Below are 14,763 nucleotides of genomic sequence, written 5' to 3'. Positions count from 1 at the left end.
GAGTTACCCTAAATAAGTAACGGAATAGGGTGTAGTTTATTCAATTTATATCGACTGCCATTTGTTGTATTGATAATGGAGCGAATAAGAATATATCAGAGCTAAAGAGTTGTGCGATAGTTAGAGAAATATATACAGAATCTAATGATGTGTTGATTAAAAACGATTAACGCATTTTTTTGTTAATCTAGCTAATTTTGCAATTATACTCATGAGCAAATCCTTCTCCGTTCATGTACTAATAGGCCCTATTAGGTACTACTTACGGGTAAAACCTTCTTTGTTTATGCCCCAATAGCTTCCATTGGATACAACTCATGAGTAAACCCTTCTTTGTTCGTGTACCAATAGACCTTATTAGGTGCTACTCACGAGCAAAACCTTCTTTGCATGTGCACCAATAGCCCCTATTGGATACTACTCATGAGCAAATCCTTCTCTGTTCATGCACTAATGACTCCAATTAGGTATTACTCCTGCGCACACTTTTCTCTATTCACGTATTAATAGCCTTTATTTAAAAAATGGAAATTTCCTCCCCCGTTCCATGGACAATACCTATATTAAAACCATCTTGGACTTGAACGATGGCAAGAAAAAACCGCCTGTTTTAAGTAACAGTCGGTTTGGTGTGCATTTTATTTTTCTCAGCATAATTCGCAAAGTTGCTTATTTCTCGGAAAAAATGTAAGAGAGCACCTCGATTACTTGCTCAACGGATTCAACCGTCACATTGGCTTTTCTAGAAAGCTCTTTTAATGGATGATGCAATTCCTTAGGTCTTACCAAGATGAGTGGTTTTCCGAGGGAAACAGCAGCACTTGCATCCATAGCAGTATTCCATTGCTTATACTCTTTTCCAAATAATGCAATCACTAGATCGGACTTATTCATAAGTACCTGAGTCCGTAAATTGTTGATGCTTGAGGCAGCATCGTCACGAAGGATTGGATTTGGTTGAGTGCCCAGTATCTCTTCTCCAATTCGATCAGATAAGTCATGGTTTTCCATCGGCCCCACAAATTCGATTGGCAGCGCACGGGCTTTTACTAAATCCTTAATTTCCTCACGCCAGCTACTATGTATTTCCCCTGCTAAATATACTGTCAGCTTCATCATTCATCCTCCTCAAAACGATTGTATCTCTATCTTAACATGTTTACTGAAATTTCTATACTTTAGGCACCCTTTAATGGAATAAGGATTTTCTATCAATTGAACGGCAAAAAATTAAGAGATTTCCTCAATCCAATAACATGTTCAAAATCAGTTCATCCAATGAGAAGGGCGTTGTATATGTGATGGTAATTTTGTCCTCATATCACCCTTAGCCGAATTAATTTGCATTTGAGTTAAAAACAAACTGGTGGATAAGTTCGCTCCTCTTAAATCAGCATCACGCAAATCTGCACCAATAAGATCAGCACCTCTTAAATCTGCATTCCTCATATCTGCAGCAATCAAATAGGCTCCCCTCAAATTGACCGCCCTTAAATCTTTCCCCATTAATTTTTTACCAAACCAATTAGCTCTTTCATGATCGTAATCCTTGGCATTTTTAGTACCAGGTAGTTTGGCAATTAAGCTTTCGCGAATAGCCTTGCTCGTTTCCGAAAGCAATTTATTTAATGGAAATCTGTACAGCACTAGATCAAGAGTTAATAATTGTTCAGCATCCAAGCTTTGTAAGTTCTGCAATTCTTTTAACTGTACACTCAATTTTTCAGACAAAGCATGAGGGATGTCATAGGATAAGGCTTCTGCTGTGTAGGCAATCATTTCGTGTATTTGTTCGATGATCGGAAACACTTGAAACATTTTGTCACCAATCTCAGGATGTTCTCGCCAACTTTGACCTTTAAAAGTAACTTGAGAAACGATTTGTCCAGCACCTAGACAGTCAAATACTGTACAACCCTTAAAGCCTCTCTCTCGTAAGTCACTGTGAATTTGACACCCATAATCAGATTGTAAATTTTTACAAGGTGTGCCTGCTGCCTTGTTAATTGGAAAATCACTCGATGCGACAATATTAAGCGCTGTGCAGCAAAGTCCAAAGCATTTCGTACAATCAGCCGTTAAGCTTTTTCTAATAGATTTGGCTGTTTCTTTATTCATGTTCAGGTCCTCTTTAAATTTTCAAATTTTAAGTTGAAGAAAAGCTCAGTTTTTATTGTACATGATTTTTCAATATGTTGTGTCAATCAAAGAGCGATAAGGGCATTTTTTATTTGGACAATGTTGCCATCGAGATAGAGTAAAAGGTATGATAAAAAAGGAGGAGGAAGAAAGTATGAGACGTTTCCATAGAATAGCTATGCTTTTGGTACTGGCTCTTTTCCTCATGGGTGGGTGTTCAAGTTCCTTTGAGGAGGAAAAAGATGCGGCACGGGTTGAGGTAGAAAAAGTTTTTCAAGAAGCTCCAAAAGAAGCAAATAAAGAGAATGAAGATATCCGCTATTACCTGCCATTTGGTTATGAAATCGAAAAAGAAACACCGAATAATATCATTTTTAAGAATGGCACTAAGACTTACATACTATTTTATAATCTTCAAGAAGACGCAAAAAGTAAAGTTGTTTTAGATGCGACTTTGCAGCAGAAGGAATTTGATGTAAAGGAACAGTTCAAGCACGGGGATAAGCTTGGGTACTTGCTTGTCAAAAAGAATAGTAATCAATTAAATGAAGTAATCACAGGAATTGGCGGTGTGAAGCTCACGAGCGAAGTAAAAACGAATAACTTAAAATCTGAAGCGGAAATAATGATGCAAATTGTAAATTCCGTCCAATTTAAATAATCATTCAGGGGAAAGAACTATGTGGATGCTCCACACAGATCTTTCTCCTTTTTTTGTTAATGTTCAGTGTTGATATTAGCCATATGTGCATGGCGTGAACGGGTTTTGCTCAGGACAGGAGCAACGTAGTGAACCCATGCACATATGGCGGTATCAAGATCAACACCAAATTTAACAGCGCCTATAGACAAAAAGTGTTCCTTTTTTATATGAAAGCATATAAAATTAATTTTATCACATGTGTAAAGACACTTGTATATAAAGAAGGGGGTAGGAGAATGAAGGCATTTTTACAAAGAAAAGGAGTAAGTCTTTCTCCGAAGGTTTATTTCATTGATGCATTAAGCTATATGGCATTAGGGCTTTTTTCATCCCTGATCATTGGCTTAATCATTAAAACGGTCGGAAATCAATTTGATCTTTCCTATCTAGTTGAGGTCGGAGACTCGGCTATGAAGCTGCATGGTGCCGCTATAGGCGTGGCGATCGCATACGGGTTAAATGCACCACCACTAGTCATCTTTGCGGCACTAGCCAGTGGGGCAGCAGGTGCCACTCTCGGTGGTCCAGCTGGGAGCTATGTAGCGGCAGTTATTTCAACCGAGATTGGAAAGATCGTAAGTAAGGAAACAAAGGTTGATATCATCGTCACGCCACTTGCCACAATCCTAACAGGATATTCGGTTGCTGCGTTAATAGGTCCTGGGCTTGACTATTTGATGAGAGGGCTGGGAAGTCTAATTATGTGGGGAACAGAGCAAAGGCCGATCATCATGGGGATCGTTGTCGCCGTTCTGATGGGGCTCGCTTTAACAGCACCCATTTCGAGCGCAGCCATCGCGATGATGCTTGATTTAAATGGGCTAGCAGCTGGAGCAGCGACCATTGGCTGTGCTGCCCAAATGGTTGGTTTTGCCGTTAGTAGCTACCGTGAGAATAAGATAGGGGGACTCTTTGCCATCGGGATTGGAACATCTATGCTTTTAGTGCCTAACATCATTCGAAACCCAAGAATTCTCATCCCTCCGACACTTGCAGGAGCGATTCTAGCTCCTATCGGGACAACCCTTTTAATTCTGCATAATAATGCGGCAGGAGCGGGCATGGGGACGAGCGGCTTTGTCGGTCCAATTATGACCTTTACAACAATGGGTTTTGGAGCTGATGTACTTTTCAAGGTGATTTTGTTGCATATTATTGGACCAGCGGTGATCAGCTTGATATTATCAGAATATATGAGAAAAAAAGGCTGGATAAGACATGGGGATATGCTTATCCAGACAGAAGGGACTAGAAAATGAAGAAGCTAGAGAGTATGGAGCAATTTGAACAGTTTAAGAATGAAGGAAAATATATCTTTATGTTTTCTGCGGATTGGTGTCCAGATTGTCGATTTATTGATCCTTTTTTGCCAGAAATCCAAGAGAAGTATCAGGAATATACTTTTATTTATGTAGACCGTGATGAGTTCATCGACCTATGTGGTCAAGTGGATGTCTTCGGAATTCCAAGCTTTATCGCTTATGAAAATGGGAAAGAGTTGGGCCGGTTTGTTAGTAAGGACCGGAAAACAAAGGAAGAAATTGAGAAGTTTATTGAAGGCTTGAAATAAGTCTGAATTCCTCCATCTTTGGATGGGGGATTTTCATTTACCCTTATCTGCAAGGAGGATGAAGAGATGAAGATGGATAGCATCAAAATGAAGAAAGAATTAGAAAATAGACTACAAAGCCCGAACAGGACTTTTATTTATAATAAAAAAAATGATCAGCTACGGATTGAAAATAAGGAAACGGGCAAAGGAATTACGATCTCACTGCCTGGAGTTATCGCAAAATGGGAGCTTCAAAAGGAAAAGGCCATTGATGCGGTTGTTTATTATGTTGAGAAGGGTCTTCAGGCCATGGTGGAGCAGCTGCAGCTGGAGGGACATGAAAAAAGGATTTTCCCAGTCATTCGTTCCACCTCCTTTCCAACCTCTCAAGACGAGGTCCAACTCTTACATGACCCCCATACAGCTGAAACAAGAATCTATTACGCACTTGATATGGATAAAACATATCGTCTTATTGATGAGAACCTGCTTGCGAAAGAGGGCTGGGATAGAAATCGGATTAAGGAAATTGCTCTTTTTAATGTTCGCTCCCTTTCAACAGAAACAAAACGGGATGAAGTCGCCGGGAATTTCTTTTACTTTTTGAACAAAAATGATGGATATGATGCCAGTCGGCTCTTAAATGACGCATTTTTAAGGGAGATGGAACAAAACATCACTGGCAAGATGGCCGTGGCTGTTCCACACCAGGATGTCCTCATTATCGCAGATATTCAAAATGATACGGGCTATGATATTCTTGCGCAAATGACGATGAGCTTTTTTACTGAGGGAAGAGTACCGATCACAGCCCTCTCTTTCCTCTATGAAAATGGGGAATTAGAACCAATCTTTATTCTCGGAAAAAATAAAAAGAAGTAGCATAAGGTTTCACCTGTTAAGGTGGCCTTTTTTTGTTAGATACCTAATTGTCGGTGGTATACCTGAACGAGCCTTTGCTCCTGGTCTTTGGAGCAACAGCGAAGAGAAGGTATGCCACCGACTATTCTTATACCAGTACAAACGCTCATGAATGTTAAATAAGTTATAGATTTTAAAATAGGTAAGATTTGACTCGAAATTTCTGTGATTATTGATAAAATAAGATAAGAAGTTTCCTAAACAAACTGTCCTTAGCATCTTAGAATATGAAAACAGCATTTTAGAAAGAGTGATTCCTTTTGAGTTGGTTCAAGAAACTATTCCAAATGTTTAACAATGAGGAAGAAGAATACATAGAGGAAAGCACCCCTCAAAAAAAGGAGGGGGCCCGTGATATAGACGCGCGAATTTATTATCAATACCCGAAGGGCCAATTTAGATTTCCTGTTATTCCTGATGAAGAAAAAGCTGAACAGAGATCTAAAAGGTTGGAGAAAAATAGTAGAGAGAATGTCAGTGCGCAAAGAATGACTTCAAGTAGGAGAACAGAAAAAAGGGTTAGACATGAGACGACAACAGATACAAGAACCAATCAAGCGGAGAGAAAAAAGCAGATCTCCAAGAAACCTTTCCGGCCTACCCAAATCCCTTCGCCGATTTATGGATATGATCGTCATCCGCCTAAATCGGAACCTATTGAATTTGAATTAGATCATTTCTCTAATGAATCCATAGATGACCAGGAAAGCGTGGAAGCAGTTGTGTATCAGCAACCTGCCCCTGAGGAATGGTCATCTGCTGCTTTGGAAAAAACAGAAGTACAGGAGCCAATAGCAGAACAGTTTGAGACTCTAGAAGAAACAGAAGTACAAGATCCAATAGCAGAGCAGCTGGAGAGTATAGAAGAAACTGAAGAGCAAGATTCAATAACAGTTCAACTTGGGAAAATGGAAGAAACTGTAACGGAAGACACAGAGACAAAGCTGCTCGAAAACGAACTTGTCCAACCGGAATATGAACCACCTGTCGCCGTGCAAGAAGAAGAGTATGACGTGGCCCCAACTGAAGAAGTTATCATAGAAGATAATATCAAAGAAGAAGGTATCAAAGAAGAAAATAGCAAGGAAGAAAATAGTCCTGCGTTAATTGATCCTCCTCTAAGTGCAGAGCCAAGGAGAAGGTCGCATATTCCCTTTAATGTCATTATGCTCAAAGAGGATAAGCGGAAACTATATGAAAAAATTCAGGCCGAACAGAAGCTCACAAATCCTAACCTTGAAAAGGCCCAAGCCATCGAGGAGCTTAAAAGCCCCATCTTGGAGGTAAGCCCAGCTGTTGAAGAGATAAATGAGGAAATCGTGGAGGAAGACCCTTATTACATCTTCCCATCTTTGGATCTCTTAAAGCCGCCTGTCCATCAAACCGTTGATACAGAGTGGCTTCAACTGCAAGAGGAGCAGCTGAACGACACGCTATTTAATTTCAATGTACGTGCAAGTGTTGTGAATGTCACACAGGGACCATCAGTGACTAGGTTTGAGGTGCGTCCTGAGCCTGGAGTCAAGGTGAATAAAATTACCAATCTTGCCGATGATATTAAGCTAAGCTTAGCCGCTAAGGACATTCGGATGGAGGCGCCGATTCCTGGTACCCATATGATCGGAATTGAGGTACCAAATGAAACGAGCCGCCCCGTTTTTATTAGCGAGATTTTGACAAGTGAGGAATTTTCAACCTCGACCTCTCCGTTAACAGCTGTCCTTGGTCTTGATATATCAGGGAAGCCGATTGTTACAGATTTGCGAAAAATGCCCCATGGCTTGATTGCGGGGGCTACAGGTTCTGGTAAAAGTGTTTGTATTAATTCAATCTTGATCAGCCTGCTATATAAGGCTAACCCTAATGAAGTAAAGCTCTTATTGATTGATCCGAAAATGGTCGAGCTTGCTCCTTATAATCAAATTCCTCATCTTGTAAGTCCGGTCATTACGGATGTGAAGGCAGCCACAGCTGCTTTAAAATGGGCGGTTGAGGAAATGGAGCGGCGCTATGAGTTGTTTGCCCATGCCGGTGTCAGAGACATTAAACGTTTTAATGAAATCGCTGATCAAGAGGGAAATTACTCAGTCAAGCTTCCATACATTGTGATTGTGATCGATGAGCTCGCCGATTTGATGATGATGTCTCCGGCAGATGTGGAAGAGGCCATTTGCCGAATTGCCCAAAAGGCACGTGCCTGTGGTATTCATCTCATCATTGCTACCCAGCGTCCCTCAGTCGATGTAATTACCGGATTAATTAAGGCAAATGTCCCAACAAGAATTGCTTTCTCTGTCTCTAGTCAAATAGACTCCCGCACAATTATTGATATTAGTGGAGCGGAAAGATTGCTTGGGCGCGGGGATATGTTATTCTTAGAAAATGGCTCCTCTAAGCCTGTTAGGCTCCAAGGAACATTTGTTTCAGATGAGGAAATCGAGAGTATCGTTCATCATGTTCGCAGGGAACAAAGTCCGCAATACTTGTTTGAGCAGGAAGAATTACTAAAAAGAACCACTGTCACGGAAGAAGAGGATGAACTTTTTTATGAGGCTTGTGAATTCGTCATAGAGCAAGGCGGAGCTTCGACTTCAAGTCTTCAGCGGAAATTTAAGATTGGCTATAATCGGGCAGCAAGACTGATTGATATGATGGAGGAACAGGGGTTTATTTCTGAAGCGAAGGGCAGTAAACCAAGGGATGTTCTGATTACTGAATCGGAGCTTGAAGCGATGCAAGAATGAGGATCATTCCATTTCATGCAGATTTGGCACATGGTATTAAATATTTGTTTTATAATAGGAATAGCAACTATTTTCCTAATTAGTTCTAGAATATATAAATAAATCGTATGATACAATTGGTTTGTGAAAATGACTTGTTGTTTACAATCTCGTTGGTTTCGATTTAGCGCCGTAGTTTTTATTGATAAATGGTGCTATAATATTTTAACATGCATACATACTTCATCTTTTTTTATAAGGCTTATAACCGTTTCCACGTAAATAACAAAAAAGCATAAAAGTCATATACTGTTTTACAGATGGCTCTTTTTATAGGGAGAGGGATCTCATTAATCAGACTCCTTTTTGGGTTTTTCCGAGATCCTTTTTCCTTATGCCAACATGGAGATAACAACAGTGTGAATGAAAGTAGCCTTACAGATAGAAGATGGTTGGAGGTTCTTATATGACGATTTACCATTTTGTGGGTATAAAAGGATCAGGAATGAGTGCATTAGCACAAATCCTTCATGATATGAATTATGAAGTTCAGGGCTCAGATTATGAAAAACAATTTTTTACACAGAGAGCACTAGAAGAAGCAGGAATCAAGATCCTTCCGTTTCAAAAAGAAAATATTAAACCAGGTATGACGATTATTGCGGGAAATGCCTATCCAGATACTCACGAGGAAATTGTCAGGGCAATGGAGTTAGGATTACCGATTGTGCGATATCACCGTTTCCTAGGGCAATTTATGCAGCAATTTACAAGCGTAGGAATTACTGGGGCACACGGAAAAACGTCTACAACAGGGCTTTTAGCACATGTTATGAAAGGAGCTAAGCCCACTTCATACTTAATTGGTGATGGAACAGGAAAAGGGGACAAAGAGGCTGAGTTCTTTGTGTTTGAAGCTTGTGAATACAGAAGGCATTTCCTTTCTTATTCACCAGATTACTGTATAATGACCAATATTGATTTTGACCATCCTGATTATTTTGCTAATATCGAGGATGTTTTTTCCGCTTTTCAGGAGATGGCGCTACAGGTTAAAAAAGGAATTTTTGCTTGCGGAGATGATGAATATCTTCAAAAAATACAAGCGAAGGTTCCCGTGGTTTTCTATGGATTTGGTGAAGAAAATGATTTCCAAGCAAGAAATATTGAAAAGACTACTGAAGGAACGACCTTTGATGTGTTTGTACGCAACACATTTTACGATACATTTTCGATCCCGACCTATGGCGATCATAATGTCTTAAATGCTTTGTCAGTCATAGCGATATGTCATTATGAGGAGCTTGATCCTGATATTGTGAAGGAGCAGCTGTTGAGCTTCCAAGGGGTCAAAAGACGTTTTACAGAGAAGAAGATTGGCTCACAAATCTTAATCGATGATTATGCCCATCACCCAACAGAAATTAGAGCGACCATTAATGCAGCAAGACAAAAATATCCGGATAGGAATATTATTGCCGTGTTTCAGCCTCATACTTTTACGAGAACACAAACCTTCTTAGAGGAATTTGCAGAAAGTCTGAACATGGCAGATCAAACCTATTTATGCGAAATTTTTGGTTCGGCAAGGGAAAAGCATGGTCAGCTTTCAATCGATGATCTAAAGAAAATTATTCCAAACTCGAAGATAATAAATGAGGATGAAACTGCTATTTTGCAGGAGCATGAAAATAGTGTCATTCTCTTTATGGGGGCTGGGGACATTCAGAAGTTTCAAAATGCCTATGAAGAGATTTTAAAATGAACAAAGAAAGGATGCCGCTATTGAAAGCTAGGCATCCTTTCTGTCTCTTACTTTAGATTCTCTGGATTCAGTGCTTCGAGCTCAGGGATCACGAAGCGGCCATCCTTTCGAACCAAGACGTCGTCAAAGTACATTTCTCCCCCGCCATATTCTGGTCTTTGGATGTTGACCATATCCCAGTGGATGTTAGAATGATTGCCGTTATAGGCGTCATCATAGCATTGTCCAGGAGTAAAGTGGAAGCTACCATCGATTTTTTCATCAAAGAGAATATCCTGCATCGGATGTAAAATATAAGGATTGACTCCGATCGCAAACTCTCCTACATATCGTGCCCCTTCATCCGTATCGAATATTTTATTGATTCTTTCTGTATCATTTGATTCTGCCTCGACAATTTTCCCATCCTTAAAGGTGAGCTTGACATGTTCAAAGGTAAAGCCTTGGTACGGAGATGGAGTATTATAGGTGATGACCCCATTCACTGAATCCCTCACAGGCGCTGTGTATACCTCTCCGTCTGGAATATTCATCTGACCCGAGCATTTAATTGCTGGGATGTCCTTGATGGAGAAGGATAGGTCTGTACCAGGTCCTGTCAAGCGGACTTTATCTGTTTTATTCATTAGGTCGACAAGCGCATCCATAGCTTTATCCATTTTTCCATAATCTAGATTGCAAACATCAAAATAAAAATCCTCAAATCCTTCCGTGCTCATTTTGGCAAGCTGGGCCATAGAGGAGGTTGGGTAGCGAAGAACGACCCATCTTGTTTTAGGAACACGGATTTCCCTATGTACCTTTTTGCCAATGGTAGTGCCGTGAATCTTCATTTTTTCATCTGGTACATCGGCGTGCTCATTGATATTATCTCCTGAGCGCAATCCGATGTACGCATCCATCTTGCTCATGACATTTGCTTCAAAATCGGCCATCAAGCTGAATTGTTCTTCCTTGGCACCAAGCAAAAGCTCCCGATCAACAATATGATCCTTGAGTAGTACAAAGGGGAAGCCACCAGCATTATAAGCCTCTTCAACTAGGGCTGTGACAAGCTCACGCTGGAGGCCAAAGTTTTCAATTAAGACCTTTTCCCCCTTTTGAAGCTTGACAGAGTAGTTAATTAAGTTCTTTGCTAACGTTTCAATACGTGGATCTCTCAAGTCATTTCCCTCCAAATAGATATGTATTAATTTACTCCATCTCTATTTTAACTGTTATTCTTTTGTTTAACCAAATCGTAAAATGAAACTAGCCGCTTTTTGTGTTAAGATTTGTTTATACAGGAAGAACCTTGAATCAAGTATTTAGTCAAATTAGGAAGGTTCGTGGAGGTGCAGATTATTGGAAATCATTCTTTATTTAAGTGCAGCCCTTGCTGCTATCGCTTTTTTCATTTTGGTTATGTTCATTGGTAGGACGTTAAAATCCCTGCAGACTACATTGGATAGTGTTTCGAAAACATTGGGGGGATTGGAGCAGCAGCTTGATGGAGTGACACGAGAAACAACTGATTTATTACATAAGACCAATGCTTTAGCGGAAGATATTCAAAAGAAATCAGAAAGCCTCAATACTGTAGTAGATGCAGTTAAAGATGTAGGGACATCCATCAAGAAATTTAATGGTTCCATTCAGTCCATTACTACATCATTAGATCAGCAAATTGAGCAAAATAAGGAGAAGATGTCCCAGGTCATTCAATGGAGCAACATCCTACTCGAAGTAAAAAATAAATGGATGGCGAAAAGGCAGGCAAAGGAAATAAGCGATAAGCCAATCGAAAGAAAAAGGCAAAGAGGAAATCATTAAGCTTGAAGGAGGCTGTTTATAGATGAGAAATCATGAAGAACAAAAGGAGCATAATCTAAGTTCAAGGGACTTTTTGCTTGGGGCCATTATTGGAGGGGCCATTGGAGCAGCGGCTGCGTTTTTCTTAACGCCAAAGGCTGGCAAAGAATTGCGTCAAAATCTCTCTACCCAGGCTCAGAGCTTACGAGAGAAGACCGGTCAGTTCCGCGATGCTGCGGTGGGAAGAGGTAGTGAATGGGTAGATGCTGCAAAGGAGAAAACCTCTTCAATCGGACAAGCAGTGTCAAAGCAATCAACAGAGCTTTTTCAAAAGGTTAAAGCTCTAAAACCGCAGACTGGTGATCGCAATGAGAGCGATGAAGATGCTGCAATCATGCCTTCAACTAGCGGAGATTATGACATTCAAAGGAAGCTTGAAGAAACAAAAAGAGCTTTTGATGAAACAGAGCAGCAGCTTAATCAATAATTTAGACGAGGATGCATTTTCTTTAGGAGGAAGACGATTATGATCAAAATTGAATCAACGGAAGAATTTCAACAAGCATTAAAGGAAGATGACCACTTCTTTTTATTGAAACATTCATTGACTTGTCCGATCAGTCAAGCGGCTTATGAAGAATATGAAGACCACGAAAAAAATCACGGGGGACACGAAGCATTACTACTTAGCGGTACAGGATGCCCGTCCATTATCCAATTACATTGCTGATACTTTCCAAATAAAGCATGAATCGCCACAAGCGATCCTGTTCAAAAATGAGGATGTGGCTTGGCATGCATCCCATTGGAAAATTACCACTAAATCGTTAGCGAACGCTTTGAAAGAAAACTCGAAATAAAAATGAACACCTCCAGTGGAATTTGCACTGGAGGTGTTTCCTTAATTTTGCTTATCAGGCCAGACAATTTGGAGATGGCAACCAGGCTCTATCGGTTCATAGAAGGTTACTTCTTGGTCATTTTTCAATAATTTAAAGTTCCCATTTGCCTGTGCAGGCATTTCGATCTCTACAAAACTAAATAAGTCTTGGAAAATAAAAGGCTCTAACCGTTTTTGTTCATAGGTTAAGGAGTCACCATCTCGGATCGTATGGTGCTCTTCTAGAAGCTGTCCATTCCTTCGAAACTCGGTAATTTTCTTTGTGATAACGATTTCTTCATGATTAAATCGCACAGGTATGGACTGATTGAGAATCATTTGCTTTACTTCTGCTAAATCTCTGATCGTCTGCGGTTGCTTTTTTTCGATAATGATTTGATCGAGATGTTCAAATCCACTTTGTGGCTTTACTTCGATTCCATTTCGAAAAACCTTCCCTGAAAATGTGGGGATGAAGGTTTCTTTGTTATTTAAAGTAATTCGAAAGGGCTTTAGAGCATGCAACAGCTCTTTGAGGTTTAGTGTAATAAGAGCATCCTCGATGGTTTCTGGAATGATACACTCAATTTTGTCACGATCCTCAATCAAGTGTTCTGGTGAAGCCGATTGGCCATTACAAATAAGTCTTGCAGAGATTTGATAATCTTGGCCATTGATAGAAATATTTTTACTCGGGATTTCATCAATTAAATCCTTAATCTGTATATCTGTCTTTTCTCCGTCCGCCCCTCTGATGACATCCAGCTTATCTCCATCTTGAATGACATCATCAAATGAGCATGGAATGCCATTTTTTAATAGCTTAGGCGGAGAGCCATGCTGTCCAGGAATGGTAATCAGTCCACCGTTTAAAGAAATAATCTTGGCCATACCAGGCTTCCCATAGAGCTTTGTCATTTTTATTCCTGCAGCCAGTAAACAATCCCCAACCGTTAGCTTCTTTACTTCAAATAAACGTACAGGCTGTTCGTTCACATGAACCGTAACATAATGTACAGGAGTTTTTTCAGCAGCAATGGCAATACCAATCGGCGTAACCAGCTCCGGTCCTTTTGTCAAATGGTCCTCTATGCTTAGGGAAGGAATGGCATCTATCCCACGAATGGCGACACGATTCAAGGGGAGGTCTAGTTTTTCAGCCACTTTCTTAGGCAATTCAGGCGTCATGCTTCCTCCACCAACCAGCATGACAGCTTTAGGAGATTTCTGTCCATTGAGCTGATAGATTTCATCACAGATGGCGGTTGCGAGCCGTTCAATCGCAGGAGAAATTTGAGATATCACTTCCTCCTTTGGAATCTCTGTTTCAAAGCCTAAAATATCTGTAACCGTTATGAAATCATGGGTATTGATCTCCCGTTTCGCTTTTTCAGCTAATGGAAAGTCCAAAAGATATTGGTCACTAATAGCTTCAGTAATTTCATCCCCGGCAATAGGCACCATGCCATAGGCGATAATGGTGCTAGAATCGGTGATGGCAATATCTGAGGTTCCGGCACCGATATCGACGAGCGCAACATTCAACCTTCGCATCGTAGGTGGAATAAGCACATTAATAGCTGCAATCGGTTCAAGCGTTAAAGCATCCATTTCGAGCTCTGACCGTTGAAGTGCGGAGATGAGGGATTCCACAACCACCTTTGGTAGGAAGGTGGCGATAATTTCTACGGATGCAACGTCACCTTGTTGATCAATTAAACTACCAATCTCTTCTCCATCAAGACGATAGTAAAGCACAGAATAACCGACGCAGTAATAATAATGACTATGTTCATCATTATGCTTTTCAGCTACACGGCTTTGAGCCAGTTGAACGGCACTTAATTCAAGATGAAGAATATCCTCCTTTTGGATGAGTGGTTTTCCTTTAATGTCAATGGTCACTTCGGCTCTCTCGGTTTTTAACGCCCTTCCTGCTGCCGCTACGCTTACTTTTTTTAATGGACCATGTTTTTGTTCAAGTGCATATTTTATTTCAGATATAATTTTCGATACTGATAGAACGTCGTGAATTTGTCCATCTAGCATGGCCCGTTCCGAGTGTTCAATGGCAAGCATGTCAGCAACATGATACTGTTGATTATTCTCCTCGAGGATAATTCCGACAACGGAACGTGTACCGATATCTAAAGCAAATAATTTCTTTTTATCTTGCAAAACGATACACCTTCTTCAAAGCATAATAATATAACACTTTATCGCTTAAAAGCGTTCAATTAATAAAGAATAAAACGTGACATCAAAGATAATTTCATATATAATAACTCT

The 14,763-nt window shown here is 40.2% G+C and carries 14 protein-coding genes; 10 read left to right on the top strand and 4 right to left on the bottom strand.

Annotated elements, in window-relative coordinates; genetic code table 11:
- Positions 1 to 669: 669 nt before the first annotated feature.
- A complete protein-coding gene (locus J2S07_RS14245; RefSeq protein ID WP_307151084.1) occupies positions 670 to 1,116 on the bottom strand; it encodes a YtoQ family protein in 447 nt (148 codons plus the stop codon).
- A 150-nt stretch (positions 1,117 to 1,266) separates the two neighbouring features.
- Positions 1,267 to 2,118 (bottom strand): pentapeptide repeat-containing protein, encoded by an 852-nt coding sequence (locus J2S07_RS14240; RefSeq protein ID WP_307151083.1) that lies wholly within the window; start codon positions 2,116 to 2,118, stop codon positions 1,267 to 1,269.
- A 175-nt stretch (positions 2,119 to 2,293) separates the two neighbouring features.
- Here J2S07_RS14240 and J2S07_RS14235 point away from each other — a divergent pair, with 175 nt between their 5' ends.
- The 6 genes from J2S07_RS14235 (at position 2,294) to murC (ending at position 9,803) form a co-directional block, all read left to right on the top strand.
- The gene (locus J2S07_RS14235; protein ID WP_307151082.1) at positions 2,294 to 2,800 is read left to right on the top strand and encodes an outer membrane protein assembly factor BamD; all 507 of its coding nucleotides are present in this window, start codon (positions 2,294 to 2,296) and stop codon (positions 2,798 to 2,800) included.
- Between the two features lie 278 nt (positions 2,801 to 3,078).
- Entirely contained in the window at positions 3,079 to 4,101 is a 1,023-nt protein-coding gene (locus tag J2S07_RS14230) for a PTS sugar transporter subunit IIC (protein ID WP_307151081.1), read from the top strand.
- Positions 4,098 to 4,412, top strand: coding sequence for a thioredoxin family protein (locus J2S07_RS14225; RefSeq protein ID WP_307151080.1), 315 nt, complete (start codon positions 4,098 to 4,100; stop codon positions 4,410 to 4,412). The genes J2S07_RS14230 and J2S07_RS14225 overlap by 4 nt, the downstream gene beginning before the upstream one ends.
- Positions 4,413 to 4,478: 66 nt before the next feature.
- Positions 4,479 to 5,276 (top strand): DUF1444 domain-containing protein, encoded by a 798-nt coding sequence (locus tag J2S07_RS14220; RefSeq protein ID WP_307151079.1) that lies wholly within the window; start codon positions 4,479 to 4,481, stop codon positions 5,274 to 5,276.
- Positions 5,277 to 5,575: 299 nt separating this feature from the next.
- On the top strand, positions 5,576 to 8,059 hold the full coding sequence (locus tag J2S07_RS14215) for a DNA translocase FtsK (RefSeq protein WP_307151078.1): 2,484 nt from the start codon (positions 5,576 to 5,578) through the stop codon (positions 8,057 to 8,059).
- Positions 8,060 to 8,504: 445 nt separating this feature from the next.
- Positions 8,505 to 9,803 carry a UDP-N-acetylmuramate--L-alanine ligase gene (murC, locus tag J2S07_RS14210; RefSeq protein ID WP_307151077.1) on the top strand — a complete coding sequence of 433 codons (1,299 nt, stop codon included), beginning with the start codon at positions 8,505 to 8,507 and terminating at the stop codon, positions 9,801 to 9,803.
- Positions 9,804 to 9,850: 47 nt separating this feature from the next.
- Here murC and J2S07_RS14205 read toward each other — a convergent pair whose 3' ends face one another.
- Positions 9,851 to 10,966: an aminopeptidase gene (locus tag J2S07_RS14205; RefSeq protein WP_307151076.1), complete on the bottom strand. Its 1,116-nt coding sequence runs from the start codon at positions 10,964 to 10,966 to the stop codon at positions 9,851 to 9,853.
- Positions 10,967 to 11,147: 181 nt separating this feature from the next.
- Here J2S07_RS14205 and J2S07_RS14200 point away from each other — a divergent pair, with 181 nt between their 5' ends.
- The 4 genes from J2S07_RS14200 to J2S07_RS14185 are packed head-to-tail and all read left to right on the top strand — an operon-like array spanning position 11,148 to position 12,454.
- A complete protein-coding gene (locus tag J2S07_RS14200) occupies positions 11,148 to 11,615 on the top strand; it encodes a DUF948 domain-containing protein (protein WP_307151075.1) in 468 nt (155 codons plus the stop codon).
- A gap of 22 nt (positions 11,616 to 11,637) precedes the next feature.
- The gene (locus J2S07_RS14195) at positions 11,638 to 12,081 is read left to right on the top strand and encodes a YtxH domain-containing protein (protein ID WP_307151074.1); all 444 of its coding nucleotides are present in this window, start codon (positions 11,638 to 11,640) and stop codon (positions 12,079 to 12,081) included.
- 39 nt (positions 12,082 to 12,120) lie between these two features.
- Positions 12,121 to 12,324: a monothiol bacilliredoxin BrxC family protein gene (locus tag J2S07_RS14190; protein ID WP_307151073.1), complete on the top strand. Its 204-nt coding sequence runs from the start codon at positions 12,121 to 12,123 to the stop codon at positions 12,322 to 12,324.
- Positions 12,227 to 12,454: a monothiol bacilliredoxin BrxC family protein gene (locus tag J2S07_RS14185; protein WP_307151072.1), complete on the top strand. Its 228-nt coding sequence runs from the start codon at positions 12,227 to 12,229 to the stop codon at positions 12,452 to 12,454. The genes J2S07_RS14190 and J2S07_RS14185 overlap by 98 nt, the downstream gene beginning before the upstream one ends.
- Before the next feature lie 41 nt (positions 12,455 to 12,495).
- Here J2S07_RS14185 and pilM read toward each other — a convergent pair whose 3' ends face one another.
- Positions 12,496 to 14,652, bottom strand: a complete 2,157-nt coding sequence (pilM, locus tag J2S07_RS14180) for a pilus assembly protein PilM (RefSeq protein WP_307151071.1) — start codon at positions 14,650 to 14,652, stop codon at positions 12,496 to 12,498.
- Between the last annotated feature and the right edge of the window lie 111 nt (positions 14,653 to 14,763).

It is taken from the genome of Anoxybacillus andreesenii, assembly GCF_030813005.1.
GTDB lineage: Bacteria > Bacillota > Bacilli > Bacillales > Cytobacillaceae > Robertmurraya > Robertmurraya andreesenii.
The sequence above is the reverse complement of the archived record's forward strand: the minus strand, read 5'-3'. Positions and strand labels throughout refer to the sequence as shown.